Source organism: Labrys sp. ALF-8 (assembly GCF_059699065.1).
This window is the reverse complement of sequence record NZ_AP048541.1, coordinates 18,304-41,018: the sequence shown is the minus strand read 5'-3', so window position 1 is coordinate 41,018 and position 22,715 is coordinate 18,304. Positions and strand designations below refer to the sequence as shown.

22 protein-coding genes are annotated in these 22,715 nt (G+C 63.9%); 15 read left to right on the top strand and 7 right to left on the bottom strand.

The window, feature by feature from the left end; translation table 11 throughout:
• Positions 1–209 precede the first annotated feature (209 nt).
• Genes AC6H34_RS31140 through AC6H34_RS31130 form a run of 3 tightly spaced genes read left to right on the top strand, consistent with a single transcriptional unit; the run spans position 210 to position 3,845 of the window.
• A complete protein-coding gene (locus AC6H34_RS31140) occupies positions 210–1,667 on the top strand; it encodes an APC family permease (RefSeq protein WP_497541542.1) in 1,458 nt (485 codons plus the stop codon).
• Positions 1,664–2,524, top strand: a complete 861-nt coding sequence (locus tag AC6H34_RS31135; RefSeq protein WP_497541541.1) for an alpha/beta fold hydrolase — start codon at positions 1,664–1,666, stop codon at positions 2,522–2,524. Before AC6H34_RS31140 ends, AC6H34_RS31135 begins: the two co-directional genes overlap by 4 nt.
• The gene (locus AC6H34_RS31130; RefSeq protein ID WP_497541540.1) at positions 2,511–3,845 is read left to right on the top strand and encodes a tetratricopeptide repeat protein; all 1,335 of its coding nucleotides are present in this window, start codon (positions 2,511–2,513) and stop codon (positions 3,843–3,845) included. Before AC6H34_RS31135 ends, AC6H34_RS31130 begins: the two co-directional genes overlap by 14 nt.
• A 141-nt stretch (positions 3,846–3,986) precedes the next feature.
• Here the strand turns inward: AC6H34_RS31130 and AC6H34_RS31125 are convergent, their stop codons facing one another.
• Positions 3,987–4,379, bottom strand: coding sequence for a winged helix-turn-helix transcriptional regulator (locus tag AC6H34_RS31125; RefSeq protein WP_497541539.1), 393 nt, complete (start codon positions 4,377–4,379; stop codon positions 3,987–3,989).
• 98 nt (positions 4,380–4,477) lie between these two features.
• Here AC6H34_RS31125 and AC6H34_RS31120 point away from each other — a divergent pair, with 98 nt between their 5' ends.
• Together AC6H34_RS31120 and AC6H34_RS31115 are read left to right on the top strand one after the other, a co-directional pair.
• The gene (locus AC6H34_RS31120; protein WP_497541538.1) at positions 4,478–5,599 is read left to right on the top strand and encodes an NADH:flavin oxidoreductase; all 1,122 of its coding nucleotides are present in this window, start codon (positions 4,478–4,480) and stop codon (positions 5,597–5,599) included.
• 192 nt (positions 5,600–5,791) lie between these two features.
• Entirely contained in the window at positions 5,792–6,457 is a 666-nt protein-coding gene (locus AC6H34_RS31115) for an HAD-IA family hydrolase (RefSeq protein ID WP_497541537.1), read from the top strand.
• Positions 6,458–6,506: 49 nt separating this feature from the next.
• Here the strand turns inward: AC6H34_RS31115 and AC6H34_RS31110 are convergent, their stop codons facing one another.
• The 6 genes from AC6H34_RS31110 to mocR all read right to left on the bottom strand — a co-directional run bounded on the left by AC6H34_RS31110 (position 6,507) and on the right by mocR (position 12,492).
• Positions 6,507–7,034, bottom strand: a complete 528-nt coding sequence (locus AC6H34_RS31110; RefSeq protein WP_497541536.1) for an SRPBCC family protein — start codon at positions 7,032–7,034, stop codon at positions 6,507–6,509.
• Positions 7,012–7,377: an ArsR/SmtB family transcription factor gene (locus tag AC6H34_RS31105; protein WP_497541535.1), complete on the bottom strand. Its 366-nt coding sequence runs from the start codon at positions 7,375–7,377 to the stop codon at positions 7,012–7,014. Before AC6H34_RS31105 ends, AC6H34_RS31110 begins: the two co-directional genes overlap by 23 nt.
• A 163-nt stretch (positions 7,378–7,540) precedes the next feature.
• The gene (locus AC6H34_RS31100) at positions 7,541–8,617 is read right to left on the bottom strand and encodes an OmpA family protein (protein WP_497541534.1); all 1,077 of its coding nucleotides are present in this window, start codon (positions 8,615–8,617) and stop codon (positions 7,541–7,543) included.
• A gap of 7 nt (positions 8,618–8,624) precedes the next feature.
• Positions 8,625–9,626 (bottom strand): hypothetical protein, encoded by a 1,002-nt coding sequence (locus AC6H34_RS31095; protein ID WP_497541533.1) that lies wholly within the window; start codon positions 9,624–9,626, stop codon positions 8,625–8,627.
• A 477-nt stretch (positions 9,627–10,103) separates the two neighbouring features.
• Complete coding sequence (locus AC6H34_RS31090; protein ID WP_497541877.1) at positions 10,104–10,886, bottom strand: alpha/beta fold hydrolase; 783 nt, start codon at positions 10,884–10,886, stop codon at positions 10,104–10,106.
• Positions 10,887–11,040: 154 nt separating this feature from the next.
• Positions 11,041–12,492 carry a rhizopine catabolism transcriptional regulator MocR gene (gene mocR, locus AC6H34_RS31085; RefSeq protein ID WP_497541532.1) on the bottom strand — a complete coding sequence of 484 codons (1,452 nt, stop codon included), beginning with the start codon at positions 12,490–12,492 and terminating at the stop codon, positions 11,041–11,043.
• A gap of 142 nt (positions 12,493–12,634) precedes the next feature.
• Here mocR and AC6H34_RS31080 point away from each other — a divergent pair, with 142 nt between their 5' ends.
• The 10 genes from AC6H34_RS31080 (at position 12,635) to AC6H34_RS31035 (ending at position 22,656) form a co-directional block, all read left to right on the top strand.
• Positions 12,635–13,786 (top strand): Gfo/Idh/MocA family protein, encoded by a 1,152-nt coding sequence (locus tag AC6H34_RS31080; RefSeq protein WP_497541531.1) that lies wholly within the window; start codon positions 12,635–12,637, stop codon positions 13,784–13,786.
• Complete coding sequence (iolE, locus tag AC6H34_RS31075) at positions 13,783–14,694, top strand: myo-inosose-2 dehydratase (protein WP_497541530.1); 912 nt, start codon at positions 13,783–13,785, stop codon at positions 14,692–14,694. Before AC6H34_RS31080 ends, iolE begins: the two co-directional genes overlap by 4 nt.
• 211 nt (positions 14,695–14,905) lie before the next feature.
• Entirely contained in the window at positions 14,906–15,997 is a 1,092-nt protein-coding gene (locus AC6H34_RS31070; RefSeq protein WP_497541529.1) for an ABC transporter ATP-binding protein, read from the top strand.
• A gap of 2 nt (positions 15,998–15,999) precedes the next feature.
• A complete protein-coding gene (locus tag AC6H34_RS31065; protein ID WP_497541528.1) occupies positions 16,000–17,322 on the top strand; it encodes an extracellular solute-binding protein in 1,323 nt (440 codons plus the stop codon).
• A complete protein-coding gene (locus AC6H34_RS31060; RefSeq protein ID WP_497541527.1) occupies positions 17,319–18,227 on the top strand; it encodes a carbohydrate ABC transporter permease in 909 nt (302 codons plus the stop codon). Before AC6H34_RS31065 ends, AC6H34_RS31060 begins: the two co-directional genes overlap by 4 nt.
• Positions 18,224–19,048, top strand: a complete 825-nt coding sequence (locus AC6H34_RS31055; protein ID WP_497541526.1) for a carbohydrate ABC transporter permease — start codon at positions 18,224–18,226, stop codon at positions 19,046–19,048. Before AC6H34_RS31060 ends, AC6H34_RS31055 begins: the two co-directional genes overlap by 4 nt.
• Before the next feature lie 53 nt (positions 19,049–19,101).
• On the top strand, positions 19,102–20,094 hold the full coding sequence (gene iolG, locus AC6H34_RS31050; protein ID WP_497541525.1) for an inositol 2-dehydrogenase: 993 nt from the start codon (positions 19,102–19,104) through the stop codon (positions 20,092–20,094).
• Between the two features lie 44 nt (positions 20,095–20,138).
• The gene (locus AC6H34_RS31045) at positions 20,139–21,125 is read left to right on the top strand and encodes a sugar phosphate isomerase/epimerase family protein (protein ID WP_497541524.1); all 987 of its coding nucleotides are present in this window, start codon (positions 20,139–20,141) and stop codon (positions 21,123–21,125) included.
• On the top strand, positions 21,122–21,697 hold the full coding sequence (locus tag AC6H34_RS31040; RefSeq protein WP_497541523.1) for an acylphosphatase: 576 nt from the start codon (positions 21,122–21,124) through the stop codon (positions 21,695–21,697). Before AC6H34_RS31045 ends, AC6H34_RS31040 begins: the two co-directional genes overlap by 4 nt.
• Positions 21,698–22,017: 320 nt before the next feature.
• A complete protein-coding gene (locus AC6H34_RS31035; protein WP_497541522.1) occupies positions 22,018–22,656 on the top strand; it encodes a GntR family transcriptional regulator in 639 nt (212 codons plus the stop codon).
• Positions 22,657–22,715: the final 59 nt, after the last annotated feature.

Here is a 22,715-nt window from a genome sequence, read left to right as displayed (position 1 = left end):
GGGAAAGGTATTTCGACCGTTATGTGACAACCCATGGGTAAACCGGGCCGGCTTCGGGTGTCAATAATAGAATACTAATTTTATAGACTAACTTGACATGAAAGAAAATTGCTCCAATCCTCTTACCAGCGAGGCGTAGGGGAGTGCGCCGTCGGCAATCGACAGGGGCGTCTTGCCGCCCCTCCCTTTCCTGCGGATCGGAGCCGTTCATGAGCACCACCGACGCGGCGGGTACCGCCACTCCTCTGTCCTCCACGGCCGGCGGCGCCCTGGCCGCCAATCGCCTGTCTCTGCCCGAAGTCATCGCCCAGTCGATCGGGACGGTGGCGCCGTCGGGTACACCGGCTCTGGTAATACCCGTGGTGTTCGCCGCTGCGGGCAACGGCACCTGGCTGGCCTACCTGTTTGCCACCATCGCCCTGCTGTTCGTGGCGTGGAACGTCAACCAGTTCGCCCGTCACACCGCTAGTCCCGGCGCCCTCTACGTGTTCGCCGGCCAGGGTCTTGGCCGGCTATGGGGCGTGATCGCAGGCTGGTCGCTGCTGATCGCCTACCTGTTCACGGCCGGCGCCGTAATCGGCGGTTCGGTCAACTCTCTTCTCGTCCTGGTCCACACGTTGGGGCTGCAGAGCGCCGACCGGCTCCTGACCGTCCTCATCAGTCTCGCCGTGATCATCGGAGCCTGGCTGCTGGCCTATCGCGACATTCGCCTTTCGACGCGCGCCACGCTGGCGATCGAACTTGCAACCGTCGCCTTGATCCTCCTCGTGGTCCTGGGGGCGATCTTCGTGATAGGCCCCGCGGTCGACGGCGCACAGCTGTCCCTCGCCGGCGTCGGGACCGACCAGCTGCGGCTCGGCCTCGTGCTTGCCTTCTTCAGCTTCGTCGGCTTCGAGAGCGCCACCACATTGGGTGCCGAGGCAAGGGATCCCCACCGCGCCATTCCGCGGGCCGTCTTCGTGAGCGTGCTGGGCATCGGCTTGTTCTTCGTCATCAGCGCCTATGGGCTGACCAGCGTCTTTCATCCCCTGGCGGTGACGCTCGACAAGGCCGAAGCGCCGCTTACGACGGCTGCCGAAGGCCTCCACGTCGGATTCGTCGGCAGCCTGATCGATCTGGGTGTCGCGCTCAGCTTCTTTGCCTGCACCCTGGGCAGCATCAATGCCGGCGCCCGGGTTCTATTCGCACTCTCGCGGCATGGCCTGTTTCATCGCTCGGCGAGCGTGGCCCATCGGGTGAACGCCACGCCGCATGTGGCTGTCACCATCCTCGCGCTGATCGCGATCGCGCTGTCGTTGAGTCTGACCCAGGCCGGATACGGTCTGCTCGACACGTTCGGCCTGCTCGGAACCATCGCCACCTATGGTTTCCTGTTTGCCTACATCCTGGTGGCAGCCGGCGTTCCCTTCTTCCTGCATCGGATAGGTCGCTACAAATCGTGGCACGCGCTCACGAGCCTCGTCACCATTCTTCTCCTGCTGCTTCCGCTGGCCGGCAGCGTCTATCCCGTGCCTGCCTGGCCCTACTCCATCCTGCCCTACATCTTCCTTGGCCTTCTGGCGCTCGGCGTCGCCTGGTTCCTGCTTCTCAAGCTGGTCTCGCCCGCTTCTCTCGAAGCCCTCGAAGCCGATCTCGTCCCCGCCGGCAGCGAGGCGGTGAAGCCATGAGCCGGAATACACGCAGGACACTTCCCGAAAGCCACCATGTCGTGCTGAGCAACCGGCTGCGCCATCATTATATCGAGGTGGGCGGCGAAGGACCGACCCTGGTTTTCCTGCATGGATACACCGACAGCTGGCGCAGTTTCGAGCTGCTCCTTCCTGCGCTGGCGCAGGGCTTTCGGCTCCTTCTGCTGGACCAGCGCGGCCACGGCTACAGCGAGCGCGGCCATCGCTACGCTGTCCGGGATTTCACCCAGGATGCGGCGGAGTTCATCGAGACGGTCGCCAAGGAACCAGTACATCTCGTCGGGCACTCGCTGGGCAGCATCGTGGCTCAGCGAGTCGCTTCGGCCCATCCGGACCTCGTGAGGAGCCTCGTCCTGATCGGTGCGGCCCGCAGCGCCGCGGACCACCCGGGACTGCTCGAGCTAAGGGCGGAACTGGCTTCCCTCGGCACGATCACACGCGATTTCGTGACGGCCTTCCAGCGCGGCACGACCTACAGGGAGATCGATCCGGCTCATCTGGACACCTTCGTCCAGGAGAGCCTGAGGCTGCATCCCGAAACGTGGCGCGGCGCCCTGGACGGTCTGCTGGGTGATTGGGACATCACACGCTCACCGCTGCTCCATCCACCGGCATTGTCCCTGTGGGGCGCACAGGATACGGTATTCGACAAGGGAGCCCAGGTCGAGCTGGCCCTCCACCTCAAGCACCTGACCGCCATTCACTATCCCGACGTCGGCCACGCGCCGCATTGGGAGATTCCGGATCGCGTGGCCCGTGACATTGCCGATTTCCTCGTCGTGCTGGACCAACGCGGCTCCCCTCTCAGGAAGGAACATCATCATGCCGCGGGATAGCCAGGGGCTGGAGGTTACCGGAAATGCCGCCTCGGTGTCGGCGCTGGACCAGGCCGTTGCCGACTATTACGCCTGGAAGGGGGACCCGCTCGCAGTGCTGCAGGGGGCGAGCGAACAGGATCCCGCCTTCACGCTCGGGCATAGTGCCACGGCCTCTCTTCTGGCCCTCAACGGGTTCCGAGGAGACAACCCGGCCGTGGTGACCGCCCTTGCAAAGGCCGAAGCGTCGATCGGGGGCGCCACATCGCGCGAGAAACGACACCTTGCCGCCGCCAAGGCCTGGGCGGACGGCAGGATAGTCGGCGCAACCGACATCTGGGAGGACATCCTCCTTGACCATCCCACCGACGCGCTAGCGCTGCGCTTCGCGCACGACAGTTACTTCTATCTCGGGCATTCGCTGAGCATTCGCGATTCAGTGGCTCGGGTCCTGCCGCGATGGGACGAGTGGAACCCCAATTACGGCTATGTTCTCGGGCAATACGCTTTCGGCCTGGAAGAAGCAGGCGAGCTGCAACGGGCTGAGGAGGTTGGCAGGCAGGCGATAACCCTCAATGAAGAGGACGGATGGGCGGTCCATGCCGTTGCCCATGTCCTGGAGACGCAGAGCCGGCAAGCCGAGGGCATCGATTTTCTGAAGGCGTCGCGGCCGGCCTGGAGCAAGGCTCATGCTCTTTCCATTCACAATGGCTGGCACCTGGCTCTCTACCTGATCGAGGAGGGGCATTCCGACGAGGTGCTTGCCGACTATGACCGGCATGTGGCGCCGCGCCTCGGTGCCGATTCACTGCTCGACCTCGTCGATGCATCCGCGCTCTTGTGGCGGCTGGAACTTGCCGGCGCCGATGTCGGCGAGCGCTGGAAGCCGCTTGCCAGCCAGTGGCTCACCCATGCGGAGGAACATGTGCTGGCCTTCAACGACCTGCACATCGCCCTGGCCGTATCGCGGGCGGGGGACAGGGAAGGCATCTCGCGGCTTCTGGCTTCGCTCGACGCCTATGCCCGCGAGGGCAAGGGCGACAATCGCGACATCACCGTCGATGTCGGGCGCCGCCTGATCGATGGCGTGCTGGCTTTCGCCAACGCCGATTACCTCTACGCAATCGATCGCATTCTGCCGGTCCGCTACAAGATCGTCCGCATTGGCGGCAGCCATGCTCAACGCGATCTGCTGACCCAGACACTGATAGCCGCGGCGCAACGCGGCGGACAGGTCAATCTTGCGCATGCCCTGCTTGCCGAGCGCCTGGCGGTGCGACCGACCCACAGGACGCGGCAGGCCTATCTTCAGTCGGCAGCGAGAGCGGCCGGGCACGAATGACCGGAAAGCGGGCCAAAAACATGGGCTTCACCGCGAAATGGCCTAGAGACAATGAAGTGCGACGACAGGGCGAGGGCAGCTTCCAGCCCTCTGGCGACCCGAGTAGCTGCCCGGCCCGCCTCCAACCGGCGCGCATCGGCATCACCTTTGGACCAGTCCTGTCGGGGCTGCGGCCCGCGCGTCGAAGACCCTGCGCGCGCAGTCCACTTCATCCAGATGATCCATGGTCCAGGCGTAGAGTGCCTTGAAGGGGGGCTGAAGCGAGCGGCCGAGAGAGGTGATCTCGTATTCCACAGCCACCGGCGAGACGGGAATCACGCGGCGTGATACCAGGCCGTTGCGCTCCAGCCGCCGCAGGCATTGTGTCAACGCCTTCTGGGTAACCCCCTCCAGCACCCGCTTGACCGCGTTGAAGCGCATCGGCCCGGCGTCGAGCACCGTCAGCACCATCATCGACCATTTGTCCGCGATCTGGTCGAACAACAGGCGGCTGGGGCAGTCGACCGAGAAACGCTGGCGCTCATGGTCGATCATGGTTTCCTCGCATATACCTAGGCGAAACAAGGTGCGTTATTGACGCTAGGTTTACACGATATACTTAAGACGCTCCCCTCACAACGGAGCTCTCTCGCGTGACCGCCACCACCCCCGACATTCTCTTCCGCCCGTTCAGACTGCGCTCGCTTGCGCTGCCCAACCGGATCGTCATGGCCCCCATGACGCGTTCCTTCGCACCGGGTGGCGTGCCCGGTCCCGCCAACGCCGCCTATTACAAGCGGCGTGCAGAGGGTGGGGTCGGCCTCATCCTGTCCGAGGGCACGGTGATCGACAGACCGGCCTCGCGCAACGATCCCGGCATCCCCTTCTTCCATGGAGACAAGGCACTTGCCGGATGGCAGGGCGTGATCGATGCGGTGCATGCGGCAGGGGGCCGAATGGGTCCGCAACTCTGGCATACCGGAGCGGTGAAGAGCTTCCTCACCGACTGGACGGCCGATGCCCCGGTCGAGAGTCCGTCCGGCCTCGACGCGCCCGGTGTGGCCCGGGGCGAGGCGATGAGCGAGGCGGCGATCGCAGACACGATCGCAGCCTTTGCCAAGGCCGCAGCCGACGCCAGGCGGCTCGGCTTCGATACCATCGAGCTGCATGGCGCGCATGGCTATCTCATCGATCAGTTCTTCTGGGCGGGCACCAATCGCCGCCAGGATCGCTATGGTGGCGCCACCATCGGTGAGCGCGCCCGGTTCGCCGCTGAGATCATCGCCGCCGTTCGCGCCGCGGTCGGCCCCGATTTCCCGATCATCATCCGTCTCAGCCAGTGGAAGCAGCAGGATTTCAGCGCGCGCCTGGCGGAAACCCCGGACGAGATGGCTCAATGGCTCCAGCCGCTGGTCGATGCTGGTGCCGATGCGTTTCACTGCTCGCAACGGCGCTTCTGGGAGGCTGAGTTCCCGCAGATCGACGGCGAGGAGGGCCTCAATTTCGCAGGCTGGGCCAAGAAACTCACGGGGGCGGCCACCATCAGCGTGGGATCCGTCGGCCTGTCCGGCGACTTCATGGGCGCCTTCGGCGGCGAGAACGCCGCCCGCTCGGACCTCGAAAGGCTGATCACGCGGATGGAGCGCGACGAGTTCGACCTGATCGCCGTCGGCCGTGCCTTGCTGAGCGATCCCCAATGGACGACGAAAGTGCGAGAAGGCGACGCGGACGGCCTGCGCGGCTTCGAGGCCACGGCACTTGCGGAACTCGCCTGAACGACATCCGGCGGCGGAGGGTCCGCCGCCGGTCCGCCTGATGCCGGCATATGCAGCGAACATCTTGGTGTCCAAGCGGAAAGGAGGCGGCCACTTTGGCGGCCGCGCTTGGACCCCGGCAGGCGATGACTCGAAAAGCCTGCCGGATTGCAGGTATTCTTCGAATGCATTGCCGGGTGTGTTGACTGATTCATGCTGGCGAACTATCCGCTGGCTATGAGCAAGCAAACGATTATTGGCCGCACATTCGATGCCCTCCTGTTCGACATGGACGGCACGATCGTGAATTCGATCGCCGTCGCCGAACGGGTGTGGTCGGACTGGGCGGAGAAGCATGGGCTGGATGTCGCTTCCTTCCTTCCCACGATCCATGGCCGGCGTGGCATCGAGACGATCACCTTGCTGGACCTGCCGGGAGTCGATCCTCAGGTCGAGATAGACGCCCTTCTGCTTGCCGAGATCGAGGATGTCGACGGCATCGAAGCCATCGAGGGCGCCGCCGCCTTTCTTCATTCCCTGCCGGCGGACCGCTGGGCCATCGTTACCTCCGCGCCGAGAGAACTCGCCGTGCGTCGGCTCGAGGCCGCCGGCCTGCCCATTCCGCCCGTGTTCGTCACCGCCGAAGATGTCGAACGAGGCAAACCTGCCCCCGACTGCTTCCTGCTGGCGGCGAGCCGCCTTGGGCGGCGAATCGAGGATTGCCTGGTCTTCGAAGACGCCCTGGCCGGCATTCAGGCCGGCGAGGCCGCCGGTGCGGCGGTGGTCGTCGTCACGACGACCCACAAGCACGCCCTCGACACGAAGCATCCGACCATCGACGGCTATGGCGAACTGACGGCCGCACTGCTGCGCGCCTGAGGGTACCGCTCACCGATCGGTTCGGCGTCCCGCGAAGGGCACGACGGCTTCAGGACCGTCCCACGCCCTTGCCGATCGTGAGGAGAAGCTCATCCAGTTGCCCGAAGGTCTCGTTGAACCCGCTGGTGCTTCCGGAGGCGATGGCATTGTCGAGAGCTTCCTTCGAGGGATAGAGGTCGTGCATGACCACCAGTGTCTCCTCGCCTCTTTCTTCGAAAGTCACCGTTGTAACGGCGCCATCGTCGCCGCCTTCCTCATTCGTCCAGACCAGGCGGGAATGCGGTATCACTTCGATGTAACGACCGAAGAACTCCATGGGCTGCTCGCAAGAAGGGTGGCTGAACACGAAGCGGTAGGTGCCCCCCGTCCGAACATCGACCTCGCAGGACAGGAAGGACACTCCGAATGATTTCGGCGCCCACCAGCGCCTGAGTAGCTCGGGCCTCGTCCAGGCCTCGAATACGGTGCGCGCCGGGGCCTTGAAGCTCCTTGTGACGACCAGCTCACGCTCGGACCTGCGCTCCACCGTCGTGCGCTCCTTCCCCAAAGTGGGATCACTCTCGCCTCTTGCGCCCATCGACCTGTTCCTCCTGCTTCAATTCCTCGACAACCTTGTCCAGCGCGTCGAAGCGTGAGGCCCAGAGCTGGCGGTATGTTTCGATCCATGCCGTCTCTTCCGCCAGTCGGCGCGGACCGAGCGTGCAGGTCCTCACGCGCCCGACCTTCTCCGTCGCTACCAGCCCGGCCTTCTCCAAGACGCCGACATGCTTCTTCATGCCCGTAAGGGTCATGTGGAATTTCTTGGCAAGGTCCGTGATCGAAGCGTCTGCACGCCCCAATTGTTCCAGAACGCCCCGACGGGTGGCGTCAGACAGCGCGGCGAACGAGGCATCGAGAGGGGCGGCTATATACTGAACCATGTGGTTCAGTATATAGCGTACGGATCAGCGTCATGCAAGGGAGGTCTGGCGCACAGGCAAGGGCAGGCGGGACGCTCCAGGAGCGTGCCAACACACTCCGTGAAGGTGAAGGCGGCGTCGCATGATTGCGCTGAGGCCGCAAAGCGCCAGGTCTTCTTCGACCTTACGGATTGACCCATTTGTTTTTTGGGTTCTTCAACCAGTCCTGGTAGTGCCTGATGATGTCGTCCCGCGTGATCTTGAAGCCCTTTCTCTTGGCCGCCGCCTCGATATTGTCGATCATCATCTTGCCCATCGCCTGCATCACCTGGTCGGCGTCGGGATTGCCGGTCGTCCAGCTCGTCGGCCACCCAGTGTAGGGGTTCCATGGAGAGGGGATCTCGCCCACCTTGATCGGCGACAAGTTGTCCGCGGCGATCATCAACCCCATGGTGCTGACATAGGCGAAGGCGGCGTAGGGCGCGGCCTGATCGAATGCCTTGTCCCAGTCGATATTGGGTTGATCCATCCAATCCTGGACACCGGGCGGTTGCCACTGAAAGGTGATGATCACGGAGCGGTCGCGTTCGTCCTCGTCGATGGATTCCAGATGCGGCCAGACCTCACGATAGAACGGATTTTCCGACACCTGCTGCTTGGCGCCCGAACCACCGGAGGTGAAGAATTTCGCGGACGCCCCGGCAAGCTTGCGCAGATATTTGTCCGCGACAGCCGCGCGTCGCTCGGACAGGCCGCGATTGTCATAGGCCTCCCCGCCGGTCCGGCTGGCATGCCCCTCCACGCCGATCCTGAGGTCGGCATGCGCCTTGAGGAACAGTCGCATCACCCCGTCAATCGCCTTCTGGTGCAGGGGCTTGAGGGCATCGCTGCCGATATCGTAGTTGTAGAGCAGGAAGAATGCGAAGTTCTTCATCGGTGCAGGCAGCCATAGCGCCAGTCCATCACCGGTCTTCTTCGGATCCGCGGCTCCCTTTCCGCTGATCTGCGCCAGGACTTCATCCCGGATGCGCAGCCACCGCACCACGAGATTATGGTCTGTCTTCGGGTCGAGCTGGCGCGTTATGCCGGTACGCACCCGAAACCGGCGGTCGGCCTCGTCGGCCACGTTCTTCCGTTCGGCGGCGGACAGGTGGTCATATCGCGTCGCCCAGACGCCGGGAATGTAGTAGTCGCCCATGTTTGTTCGCTCCATCATCATCGCGTTGAAATACGCAGCAAACGGCCACAGCGCGTCGCTCAACCAAGGCTCAGGAAGACTTGCTCTCCGGGTTGTTGAAGAAATCGATGACGTCGTGAAAAGGGATCTTGGCAATCGCCGAGCCACCCTCATGCATCAGGTCCTGCGGTCCACCGCGATGGCCAAATCGCACAAACTTGCCGCCCTGGCCGATGAATGAACCGATGCGATGCCCCGCCTCGTGAGCCAGCAGCTCGAAGATGGAGGTCCGATCGTCGCTGATAAGAGATATTCCCAATGCGGAATCCGTGACTCCGGATACGCGGGTGGCGGCCCGGTAGGGTGCCTTGGGGTCGCCGAGATCACCGGCACTCTCCACCAGGAACATGGTCAGGTCCGCGTTCTTGTCCTTCAACGTGCTGAACAGGTTCGCGAAGCGTTGCAGGACGACCATTGGCGGCAGCGGCGCCTTGTCGGTCATCTTGAGGTCGAGAATCTGCGCGACTTCGCGTTCATGCTCGAATGGCGCCGGGTTTGAGGAGACGAGCTCGAAGACGATATTGGCTTGCCCCGTCCAGATGGAGTTCATCTGTTCGACCATTGCCGCGATATCGAACGGTTTCTTGGAATGAAAGACGAGATTGCCCTGGGGGTCGCGGATCTGTACGGGCCGGATCGACAGCTTGACCTTCTTCGTTCGCAACACCGCGACGTCGAGCACTGCTGCCGGCTTCGAATGGCCTCGTGAGACGGCATTGACCTGCGCGCGCAGGGGGCCGCGCGGAGCGGCCGGAGAGATGCGAAAGTAGCGAGTGTCCGAAAAGCCTCCGGGCTTCAGGGAACTTATCAAGAGCGAGAGAAAGGCGGCGGGCAGGGAGTGCACCGCCTGGATGAAGCCCTGCAAGCTCAATTCCTCGACCTTGAGTGTTCGCGGCGCATCGAGACGCAGGCCGCTTCCACCAACCAGCCGCACGAAATTCGAGCCGTCCAGAGGCACGATGGCGCCAGGAAACGGCTTTGCGTCCTCGTCAACGCCGGCACGTGCAAAGACTTCCTGAAAGAACGCGGGCATGCTTGAACCTTCTTTGCTTCGCGCTCGTGGGCGCGTCCCGCAGGAGCGGCCCGCTGCAATAAAGCCGGGTGACCGGGGCATTACGAAGCCGAGGGCCAGTTCCTGTTCGCGGGAATCTGGCGTGCCGGGAGTCCTTTTGCCCCGCTCGACATCACCACATCATCTTATGCCTGGAATCCGCACTGCCTATCCCCCAAACATGGGATCGAGCGCAGGCACTGCCTGGACCGGTTTCTCCCTGGCGTCGCATGTTTCCCTCCGGACCCAAGGTAGAATCCAGAAGGGCGGAAACGTTCCTGCACAGCGCGAATCATGAGCAGCGCCACGGCTCGAAATTCGACGAAGCCCAGGCACCCCGGTGGTCAGCAGGGCTTCAGCCCACTCCAAGTCATTTCCAGAATTCACCCAGTATGGGCGCCCCCACGTGACTTTGCAGTGAGTTGGGCAATCTCGCGAGCGATTGGACGCCCGTTGGACTCACCAGCTTGCCGGGAGGTCCAATATTTCCAGGAATCGGCCTATCATCGCGTTGACCTGGTCGGGCACCTCGAGCGGGCAGAAATGCCCCGAACCCACCGTCTGGCCAAACCGGGTCTGCGGCGCGAGCGCGAAAAGGCGCGGCATGTCGGACAACGGCCGGGCGTTGGCGGCGATGTAAAGGCTCGGCGCGAGCATGCGGCCGGCCGCCTCGTTCGGATCGAAATCGTAGAGCCCCTTGAAGGCCGCAGCCATCAAGTGCCTCTCGGTGTGCAGCATCCTGGCGAGGATGGCCGCGCGTCGGTCGGGAGCATCTGTCGGCAGGAACAGCGCCTGCTCCACATAGGCCGAGATCGCGGCCCGGTAGTCGCCTTCTTCCAGTGTCTGCAGGAAAGCCGGCATCCTGGCGCGCGCAGCCTCCGGCCTCGTTACCGGCGAGTCGATCATCACGATAGCGCAGGCGAGATCAGGATGGCGAACGGCAAGGTCGAACGCCACGACACCGCCCATGCTATGCCCGATGACGATCGGCTTCGACAGGCCGATCTGGCCTGCGAGCCAGGCAAGGTCATCGGAGAAGACCTGCATCGAATAGGGCTGCCTGGGCTTGTCGCTCGTGCCGTGGCCTCTGAGGTCGACCGCAACCACCGCATGGCCGAGGCTGGCGAATTGCTCGAACTGCGGCGCGAAGAATGTGTGATCGCAGCACCAGCCATGGATGAGCACGATCGGCGGGCGCTCGCCATCGGCCAGTTCATAGCGCAGCGCCACCCCGTCTCTCATTGCCACGCGCACTGCTCGACCTCGCCGCAACCTGCCCAATATGTCGATGTCTAGCACGTCTCGCCGGCCTGTGCTTGGTATCTCGCGGATCAGTCCCGGGAAGCGCGAGCGGCCGGGAAAATGCCGACGGGCTTCCTGACGTACCCGTGCCCGGTCACGCCATGCGCTCGAAAACCCTCTTGAGACGTTGGATGCCCTGCTCGGTCTCCTCCTCGTTGCAGGCCGCATAGCCGAGCACGAGACCATGAAGCGGGGCGTCATGGCGATAGTGCTTCGACAGGGGCAGCACGTTGAGGCCGAGGTCCAGGGCCACCTCGGCAAAGCAGCGGTCGTCCAGGCCTTCCTCGAACAGTCCCGTCACCTGGATGCCGGCTTCGCCGGACAGCAACGTCAGCCGGCCAGGCAGTTCTGCGGCGCAGAGCTCATGAAATCGCTGGCGCCTCGCCGCATAGATGCGGCGCATGCGCTTGAGGTGGCGGGTCATCAGCCCTTCCATCATGAAATCCGCCAGTGCGGCCTGGAGAAGGAGGGGGGCGAATTGTCCCGTAATGCTGAGCGCGTGCTGGATGCGCTCATGCAGGGCAGGAGGCAGCACCATGAAGCCGAGCCGCAACGCAGGAAACAGGATCTTGGCGAAGGTGCCCACATAGATCACCCTTCCCGAATGGTCCGTACCCTGCATGGCCGGTATCGGCCGCCCCTGGAAGCGATACTCGCCGTCGAAATCGTCCTCGATCACCCAGGCATCATTCTGCGCGGCGACTTCCAGGAGCCGGAGGCGCTGCTCCATGCGCATGGTGATGCCGAGAGGGTATTGGCAAGCCGGCGTCACATAGATGAGGCGAGGCGAGGGTCTGGGGCGATCGAGCTGCCAGTCTTCGAGATTGGCGCGTAGCGGCACCAATTGCGCGCCCGCCGCCACGAAGGCGGACTGCGCGCCGAGATAGCCGGGCTCCTCCATCCAAACGGCTTCGCCGGGATCGAGCAGCAGCCGGGCCAGGAGGTCGAAGGCAGCCTGGGCGCCCGTGGTCACCACGATCTGGTCGGCCGTGCAGCGCACGCCGCGGGCCGTGCGCAGATAGATCGCCAGCGCCTCGCGCAGGGCCGGGTGGCCCACGACGTTGTAGGTGCCGAACAGCGTGGTCCCGGCAAAATTGGCGCGGCGCGCCAGCAGCCGGCTCCATACGCCGAACGGGAAGCTGCGGGCATCCGGCATACCGGGATGAAAGGCGACCTGGCCCGGCAAGCCATGATGATAGGGCTGGCGCATCATGGCCTCGCCCCGCCGCGATAGCGCGCATGGCGCCGCCTGGTGCTGGGCGGTCGCCTCGGGACGGGGCCTGACGGGCAGATCAACCACGACAGGCCGGGCACCGGGCCGGTTCAGAAGATAGCCTTCGGTGGCCAGTTGCTCATAAGCGGCAATCACCGTGTTGCGGGCGATGGCAAGGTCGCTGGCCAGCATGCGCGTCGAGGGCAGGGCGGATCCGGCGGGCAAGGTATTGTCCTGGATGAGCGAGCGCAGCGCCTTGTAGAGCTGGTGGTGCAGGGCCTCGCCGGCGGCGCGCTCCAGCATCAAGACATCGAGAGGAAAGGCCTGCCGCATGTGCCATCCTTTCTTGAAATCCCGTCTCTTCGCGCCATCCGCGAGGGGAAGGAAACTGGTTCCTCGAAAATCAACAAAACTGGCTCTCGCGAAGGATACACAAAGGAGTAGTGTTTTTACATCAGGACAGCGGACTATCCCCATGCAGGACAGGTTTCGCATAGGTTTGATCGGGGCCGGATTCATCGGCCGTTCGCACGCCCTGGCGGTTCGCGCCGTCAACGCCGTGTTCGCGGACTGTCCGATCATCGCAGAGGCCCATATCCTGGCCGACGCCGATCCCCAGCGCCTGGCGCGAGCCTCCACCCTTGGCTTTGCCAGGACCACGCCCGACTGGCGCGAGGCCGTCGACGAGGCCGACGCCGTCATCATAGCGGTGCCAAGCAACGCCCACGCCGCCATCGCCAGACATGCGCTGGCCCAGGGCAAGCCTATCCTTTGCGAAAAGCCCGTGGGCCTTTCGAGCGATGAGGCGCAGGCCCTGGCGGATGAGGCAGGCGCGCGGAAGGTGGTGAACGCCGTCGGCTTCACCTATCTGCGTTCCCCCCTGATCCGCCATGCCCGTCACCTGATCGACACCGGCCTCATCGGCCGGCCCCTGCATTTCTACGGACGCCATTTCGAGGATTACCTCGCCGCGCCCGAGGCGCCTTTCAGCTGGCGCCTGTCGGCCGCGAGCGCCGGGCGCTGCGGTGCGCTGGGTGACCTTGGCTGTCACATCCTTTCGGTCGCCCGCTATCTGTGCGGGCCAATCGAGGCCCTGGTCGGCCAGAGCGCGATCCTCCATCCCTATCGACCAAGCGATGGAGAAGGGTCGCAGCTCCGCCAGGTGGAGAACGAAGACTATGCCTCCGCCCTCCTGCGCTTCGAAAATGGCATGCCGGGGCTCATCGAGACCAGCCGGGTCGCGCTCGGACGCAAGATGGACCTCACGTTCGAGCTGACCGGCGAGCGCGGCACGCTGCGCTTCGAGGCAGAGCGCCTCAACGAACTCGGCCTTTATCTCGACGAACGAGCGGGCGCGGGGTTTCGTCGCCTGCTGATCGAACCGGGTCACCCCGACTATGCGGCCTTCCTGCCCGCGCCAGGCCATGGCCTCGGCTTCAACGACCTCAAGACCATCGAGCTCAAGGCCTTCCTGACGGCGATCGCCACGGGCCAGAACGCGCAGCCCGATCTCGCCGACGCGGCCCGCATCTCTCGCATTTGCGAGGCCATCCTCGACTCCACTGCCAGCGGCCACTGGATCCGGCAGCCCGAGAGGGTGCCGGACCTCACAAGGATGAACGCATGACCGTCAAGCTCGGCATCAATCCCATCACCTGGACCAATGACGACGATCCGGCACTCGGGGGCGACACGCCGCTGGAGACCTGCCTGACCGAGACGCGCCAGGCCGGCTACCAGGGCACGGAGCTGGGAGGGAAATTTCCCCGCCAGAGCAATGTGTTGGGGCCTATTCTTAGGAATTACGATCTGGAGCTCGTGTCCGGCTGGTATGACGGGCGCATCCTCGAAAGGGAGATGGAGGCGGAATTCGATGCGATCCTGCCGCACCTGACGCTTCTGCGCGATCTGGGCGCCCGTCATGTCGTCTATGCCGACACATCCCGCGGACGTCATGGCGCCATCCTCGACCCCATCTCGCAGCGTCCCAAGCTCGAGGCGGACGAATGGCCGGCCTATGGCCGCAAGATCACGGCGCTGGCCGAACGCATGGCGGATTTCGGGGTGGGCCTTGCCTTCCATCATCACATGGGAACGATCGTCGAGACCGACGCCGAGATCGGCGAACTGATGGCGCGAACGGGCGAGGCCGTCGGCCTGCTCTACGACACCGGGCACTGCGCCTTCTCGGGAGGAAATCCCGGTCGACTCCTGGAAAAACACGTCGGGCGCGTCGTCCATGTCCACTGCAAGGACGTCAGGGCCGATGTCCTCACACGTGCGCGCGCACGCGACATGAGTTTCATGGGCGCTGTGCTGGAGGGCATTTTCACGGTGCCGGGCGACGGCGCCATCGATTACCTTCCGCTTCTGCGCCTGCTTGCCGAGCACGGCTATGAGGGCTGGCTTGTCGTCGAGGCCGAACAGGACCCGGCCAAGGCCCACCCGCTGACCTATGCCAGTCTCGGCTATCGCAATCTCTATCGCCTTGCCCGGGAGGCCGGCTTCAGCGTCGAGGGATCGCCGCCCTCCTGAACGAGCACCACGCGCTTGTCTCGTGTCCACGGCGCGATGGCGAGCCAGCATTTCAGGGAAGGGGCCCGCATGACCTGGGGCGTCTTCGACACAAGGACAACCAAGAGCCACCAACCGTACCGGGGGAGTTCGTGATTTCATCGTCAAGTCCAGCGAGCAACAGCGCCGGCGCCGGTCAAGCAGGACTCTTGCATTCGGGTGGGGGTCAGGCGTGAGTGCGGTCGCCTATCAGGCGGTGGTGAAGAATTTCGGGGCATTCAAGGCCCTTCGTTCGCTCGACCTTGCCATACCCGACCAGACCTTCCTGGCCCTGCTTGGTCCGTCCGGCTGCGGCAAGACCACGGCCCTGCGCATTCTGGCCGGCCTGGAGATGCCGACGAGCGGCCGCATCATGATCGGCGAGCGCAACGTCACGCGCCTGCAGCCTCGCGACAGGGACGTCGCCATGGTGTTCCAGAGCTATGCCCTCTATCCGCACATGACCATCGCCGACAATATCGGCTATCCGCTCTGGATACGGAAGGTCGGCGGCGAGGAACGGGCGGCCAAGATCGCCGAGGTCACCAAGGCGCTGGAGATCGACCATCTGCTCGACCGCCATCCACGCCAGCTTTCGGGCGGACAGCGCCAGCGGGTCGCCCTGGCACGCGCCATCGTACGCGACCCGGCCGCGTTCCTGATGGACGAGCCCCTCTCCAATCTCGATGCACGTCTGCGCCTGACCATGCGCGGGGAGATCAAGCGCCTGTGCCATCGGCTTGGCGCCACCACGCTCTACGTGACACATGACCAGGCCGAGGCGCTCACCATGGCCGATCTGATCGCTGTGATGAGCGCCGGTGAATTGCAGCAGCTGGCCAGCCCCGACGAGATCTACGAACGCCCTGCCAACCGCTTCGTGGCGACATTCGTGGGCAATCCGCCGATGAATGTCCTGCGTGCCGCGGTGGACGACACGGACCTGCACATCGCCGGCGGCCGGATGCCGCTTGGCGAGGAGCGGCGTCGCGCTTGCCGCGGCGCGGCGATCGCCGAGATCGGCGTCCGGCCCGAGGATCTTCGCTTTGCCGAGCCGGGCTCGCCCGGCGTGCTCGGTGGCGAGATCTATGTGATCGAGCCCATGGGCAACGAGACGCTTGTCGACATCAGACTGGGGGGCGAGCGGCTGTGCGTACGCGCCGGCCGCGGCTTCACGGCGCCGATCGGGTCGACGATCGGTGTCACCTTCGATCCGGACGACGCCAGTTTCTTCGACGCCGCCGGTTCAACCGTAGTGCATCGCGTAAAGAACAAGAGGGGATAGCTGTGACAAGTCTTGACCATCTGAAATTTACGATCAGCCGTCGTGCCCTGCTGCAAGGCACGAGCGGACTCCTGATGGGGGCGGCCCTGGTGGCTGTCCCGCAAACACCGGCGCGCGCCGAAAGCCGCAAGCTCATCATCGGCGCCTTTGCCGACGGTGGCTTGACGCCGTTCAAGGAAAAGATCCTGCCACTCGCCAAGGCCGAGGGGTTCGACATCCAGTTCCTGGAGGACGAATATGGCGTCACGCTGGAGAAATGGTTCGCGGATGCCCAGCATTCCGCGGGCCAGTATGATCTCTACCTGCTCGATGATCCCTGGGTGCCCCAGTTCGGCGCCGCCAATGTCCTGGAAGACCTGGCGGCCGGCGGCATAGACGGCGCGGACAAGGACTGGATCGGCTCGATGATCGACATGGGCTACTGGCCCCCGCGCCAGGGTCCGCGCGTCAAGGGATTCGAGACGGCGACGCCGACGTTGATCTGTGTGCCCTTTGTCGGCGACCTGCAGACGCTGACCTACCGCAACGATGTGTTCACGGACGGCGCGCCGGCGACCTGGGACGACGTCCTGACCAAGGGCAAGGCCGGCGTGGCCGCAGGCAAGATCAAATATCCCGTGGTATTCCGCGGGGTCTCGGGCAACCCGATCGTCACGAGCTGGTATCCGATCTTCCTGTCCTTCGGCGGCCAGTTCTTCGACGACAAGTGGAACGTCACCTTCAACTCCGATGCCGGCAAGGCTTCGGCCGATTTCTTCGTCTCCACCCTCAAGCAGAATGCGCCGCCCGGCGTAGTCGAGTTCGACTCCGACCAGGAGGGCGCGGCCATCCTCGGCGGGGACGCCGGGGCAATCATCCAGTATTCCGGCAATGCCGTGAAATCGGACGATCCCAAACAGTCGAAGGTTGCCGGCAAGCTCGACTTCGGCGTGGTGCCGAAGAAAGTCTCCGCCATCGCGCAAATGGGCATCTTCATCGCCGGCGTGCCCAAATCGGCGCCGAACAAGGCAAACGCCCTGGCCTTCCTGAAATGGTATTCCAGCCCGCAGATCCAGGCCAAGCTGGCCGAGGCGGGATCCATCCCCGTCAAGCGTTCGGCCTTCGCCGTTCCCGATCCGGGAAACCGGCTCATTCCGGTTGCGCTCAAGCAGCTCGACGCCGGCGCCTTGCCACGGCCGCGTACCCCCGACTGGGCAAAAATCGAGGAACTTCTCGGCATCCAGCTGAACAAGGCGCTGCAGGCAGGATCGGGAGGCGGCGCGGCCCTCGATACGGCGGCGGCGCAGGTCAAGGACTACCTGACCCAGGCGGGATATTATCAATGACCTCTCTCGTCCGGCGACAGCAGACGGGCAGGCTGCAGGGCAGGGGGCTCGACCTTTGCCTGCCGTATCTCCTGCTGGCGCCGGGCGTCCTCACCGTGCTTGGCGTGCTGGTCTATCCTCTTTGGGATGGGCTGCGCGCCAGCACCAAACTCTATCGCTACGGCTCGCCGGTCGCCGATGTCGGCCTGCAGAACTATGTGCGCCTGTGGAGCGACGACCAGTTTCGCAATGCGCTTTGGGTGACGGTTCAGTTCGTCGGCCTGTCGGTGGCGATCGAGACGGTGCTTGGATTTGCACTCGCCTTGTTCTGCCTGCGCGAATTTGCCGGCATCCGCCTCCTGCGCACCGTGCTGATCATGCCGATGGTGATTACGCCCGTGGTCGTCGCCATCGTGTTCCGGCTGATCTATGCCAGCGATGTCGGCATGCTCACGACCTTCTCGCAGCTTCTCGGCGGGCGCCCCGTCGAGATCCTCGGCGATCCCATGAAGGCGTTCATCGGCCTCGTCCTGCTCGATGTCTGGGAGTGGACGCCGCTGATGTTCCTGATCCTGCTGGCCGGCCTCCAGTCGCTGCCCCAGGAGCCTTTCGAAGCGGCGCAGGTCGACGGAGCCGGCAACTGGCGGGTCTTTGCCGACCTCACCTTGCCGATGATGCGCCCTGTCCTGGCGATCGCCATCGTCCTGCGCACGATCGATGCCTTCGGCACCTTCGATCAGGTCTTCGTGCTCACCCATGGGGGTCCGGGCGAGGCGACGAGGCTGATTTCCCTGTTCGGCTACGATACCTCTTTCAAGTTCCAGCAGACGGGCTATGCCGCCGCGCTGTTCGTCACGATCGGACTGATCGTACTGGCGCTGGCGCTGGCGGCCGTGCGCCTCCTGCGCAGGGTCGAACCGCTATGAGATGGATCGAACGCCTCCTGCGCACCGGTGTCATCGTGCTGATCCTGCTGATCGTCCTGGTGCCGATCTATTGGATGGTCGCGACCTCCCTGAAATCCAACAAGGAGATCACGCAGGAGACGACGATCTATCCGCACGCTCCATCCTTCGACAATTATCTGCATCTGTTCTCGGAAAAGCAGTTCGGCGCTTTCCTGGCCAACTCCCTGGTCGTGACGAGCATTTCCGTGTTCGTGGCGCTCGTCTTCGGATCGCTCGGCGCCTACGCGATCGCGCGGTTCCATCTGCGCTTCGGCCTCGAGCGCAAGATCGGATTGTCGCTTCTGACGCTGCGCATCGTGCCGCCGGTGGTCATCCTGATCCCGGTCTACCTCCTGATGCTGCAACTCAAGCTGCTCGACAGCTGGCTCGGCCTGATCCTGACCTACACCGCCTTCAACATCACCTTCTGCGTGTGGATGATGGAGAGCTTCTTCCGCGAGATCCCGGTGGACCTGGAGGAGGCGGCCATGGTCGACGGGGATTCGCGCTTCACCGCCTTTTATCGCATCGCCTTGCCGCTTGCCGCGCCCGGACTGGCGGCGACCGCCATCTTCGCCGTGATCGTCACATTCAACGAGTTCCTGTTCGCGCTCGCGCTGACGGCAACGCCCCGGGCGATGACCATGCCGCGCGGCACGGCGACCCTGATCGGCCGCATCGATACCGACTGGGCCTCGATGTCGGCGGCCGGCGTGATCGGGGCGCTGCCGATCGTGGTCTTCGCCCTCATGGTGCAGCGTCATCTGGTCCGGGGACTGACCATGGGAGCGGTGAAGTAGGGAACGGCCTGCGCCGGCCGGAAGGTTCAAGCCATCGACTTGCAGGGGACATCATGATCGATATTTGCCTGTTTGGAGCCGGACTCATCGGCTCCGTCCATGCCGCAAACCTGGTGCGCAATGCCAGGGTCCGGCTGCGCTACATCGTCGATCCGCGCACCGAAGCCGCGGCGCGCATCGCCGCGGCGACGGGAGCCGAGATCACCGATACCGACAGCGCGCTCAACGATCCTGCCGTGCGGGCCGTGATGATCGCTTCGGCCACCAAGACCCATGCCGATATCGCCATGGCCGCGGCGGGGAAGGGCAAGGCGATCTTCTGCGAAAAGCCCATCGATCTCGACATAGGACGGACCGATGCCTGCCTTGCGGCCGTGGCGAAGGCCGGCGTGCTCTTCCAGATCGGCTTCAATCGTCGCTTCGACCCCAGTTTCCGCGCGCTCAAGCGCCGCATTGCCGAACAGGAGATCGGTGCCGTCGAGCAGGTCATCATCACCAGCCGTGATCCCGAGCCCGAAAGCGAGGAGGCCTTGGCATCGGGGGGCGGCGTATTTCGGGAGATGACGATCCATGACTTCGACATGGCCCGCAATCTGCTCGGCGAGGAGCCCGTGGCGATGTTCGCCACCGGTTCCTCGCTGGTCTCCCCGGCCTATGCCAAACTGGGGGATTACGACACGGCGATGTTCGTGATGCGCACCGCCTCCGGGCGGCAATGCCACATCAACAATTCCGTGCGTGCCAGCTACGGCTATGACCAGCGCATCGAGGTGCATGGCTCGCAGGGCATGCTGCGGGCCGGCAACCGCACGCCGACCTCGCTGGAAGTGTCGAACGCGAGCGCGATAGCGACCGACAAGCCGCTCTATTTCTTCGTGGAGCGCTATGCGGAGTCCTATGCCGCCGAGCTCGACCATTTCATCGACTGCATCGAGACGGGAGAAAAGCCCGATGTCGGCGCCGAGGACGGGCGCAAGGCCATGATCCTATGCGAGGCCGCCCTCGCTTCAGCGAAATCGGGCCGCTTCGAGCCGGTGCGCTACTGAGCGGCGCCCTTCGCGCCGAACGCCAAAGTGCAAGGAACAGACAGATGAAAATCGGCATGATCACCGACAGCCTCGGCAGCCTCTCCTTAGATGCCATGCTGGCCGCGTCGGCCGAGCTCGGCCTGGAGACGCTGGAATTTGGCTGCGGCAACTGGTCGTCGGCGCCGCATCTCAACCTTGACGCCATGGTGGAGAGCGAGGCCGTCCGCCGCGAATTCACAGCCAAGGTCCACGACCACGGCCTGACGATCGCGGCCCTGAACTGCTCGGGCAATCCCCTCCATCCCGGTCCCCAGGGCGCGGAGCATCACGATGTCACCCGCAAGACGATCAGGCTCGCCAGCCTCATGGGCATCGAGCGCGTCGTGATGATGTCGGGCCTCCCGGGAGGCCCGGGCGATGCCAATCCCAACTGGATCGTCACGGACTGGCCACCCGAATGCCTGGCGATCGAGGCCTATCAATGGAACGAAAAGCTCATTCCCTATTGGCGCGATCTGGTGGGCTATGCCAACGGCCTGGGCATCCGGAAGCTGTGCCTGGAGCTTCACGGCCACCAGGCGGTCTACAACGTCCATACGCTGATGCGCCTGCGCGAGGCGGTCGGGGATACGGTCGGAGCCAACTACGATCCCAGCCACCCCCTGTGGATGAATGCCGACCCGCTGGCCGCGGTGCGCGCCCTGGGATCTGCGATCTACTACGTCCATGCGAAGGATACGCGCATCGAGCCAGTCCCCGCCGGCATCGATGGAACGCTGGAGGCGAGGGCGCCCGACCGTATTGCCGAGCGCAGCTGGAACTACATCACGCTGGGCTACGGGCATGGAGTGACCTGGTGGCGCCAGTTCTGTACCGCGCTGAAGCTCGCCGGCTATGACGACGTGCTCTCCATCGAGCATGAGGACGCCATGATGTCGCCCATGGAGGGCATGCGCAAATCCGTCGACCTCCTGCGCCAGGCCGCGATCAATCTAGGCAACGGGGCCGAGGGATTCGGGAGCGATGGAAACTATGATGCCCGGCCATGAGTCGCCTGGCCCTTGTCATGGGGCTGGCTGACGATGGCGCGGCGAATCTGTTGTCCCAAATGCCGAAGAAACCGCGTGAATTTTTAGATCCGTACAGGCCAAGACGTAAAGGGCACGAGGAGGCGACCATGAAGCCCAAAGAAGCGATATCAGGAACGGTTACCGGAAACGATCAGCACGTCGGTTTCAGAGCCATGATCATGAAGCAGGCTATCGAGTATAACCTCGCGGGCTACGCAAAGAACTTACCGAACGATATCGTAAGCTTCACGCTGCAAGGCGACGCGGGCCGGTTGGATAAAGCGGTCGCGGCCATCCGCGAAGGCACGAAAAAATCATCGAACATCCAAGTCGCGACAACGCCCGGTACGGTCGATCGGGCTCTCGGCAATTTCACAATCTTTGCCTGGACATCCACAAGCCGCGACATCACCAACCCCTATGATCTCGTCTTCACCCTGCGGCCCGAGGACAAGACGCTCGCGGACACCGACGTCAAGAATGTCTGGCAGGGTATTCTGAGATCGACATTGAAGGGCGACGATTTGAAGAAATTGCGCGAGGGCGACTGATCTCCGCAAGTCTCGAAAGCGCGAGGGCGTGCTGATCCAGTTCGCCTACGTGCAGAGGAGGGTTTGACAGGGCCAGGAGCGCTCACTTCAAAAAAGACGCACCGTGACAATGATCGGATTCCGATAAGGTTTGTTATGGAACATAACTCCGCATCGGGGCCGCCCCCTGGCCGGCTTTCCCAGCTTCCGCCAAGCGATCGAAGTGCGAGACACGGTCCGCCACGCCGCTCCTGACGCTGGATAGTTCCAGTGACGTCGATTGCCAGGGCGCTGCCTTTTCGACACTCGACGGCCGAGTCGCGGTGAATTATCTATAATTCATGACGACTGCCAAATCAGACACGCTCGCTTCCCGCATCGGTCGCACGCTCGCAGAACGCATCATCGCCGGCACGATTCAGCCTGGCGCGAGACTGCGCCAGGATCATATCGCTGAGGAATTCAATGCAAGCCACGTTCCAGTCCGGGAGGCGTTCCGGCGACTGGAGTCGCAAGGGCTCGTCGTCAGCGAGCCGCGACGAGGCGTCAGGGTCGCGGGCTTCAGCCTTGAAGAAGTCAAGGAGGTGGCCGAGATGCGCGCCTCCCTCGAAGTGCTGGCACTGCGGCATGCCGCGCCTCACTTGACGAAAGCGATACTCGACGCGGCCGAAACCGCAACCCGTGTCGGCGACAAGGCTGGTGACGTACACGCCTGGGAAGAGGCCAATCGGACCTTTCACAAGCTGATCCTGTCCCCCTGCGGCATGCCCCGCCTCCTGAAGGCAATCGATGACCTCCATACGGCCAGCGCCCGGTTCCTGTTTGCTGGCTGGCGGGCCGAGTGGGACGCTCCCACGGATCGCGATCACCGCTCCATTCTTGATGCGCTGCGTGCCGGCAACGTGGAGGCCGCCGCCGGTGTGCTGACCCGTCATGTCCAATGGGTCGGCCAAAATCCTCGCCAGACCATGCAGTTCTAGCGCGCTCGTCCCATGGCGCCGAAAAACGAGACTGGCACTCTTGCCATCCGCGCAGATCT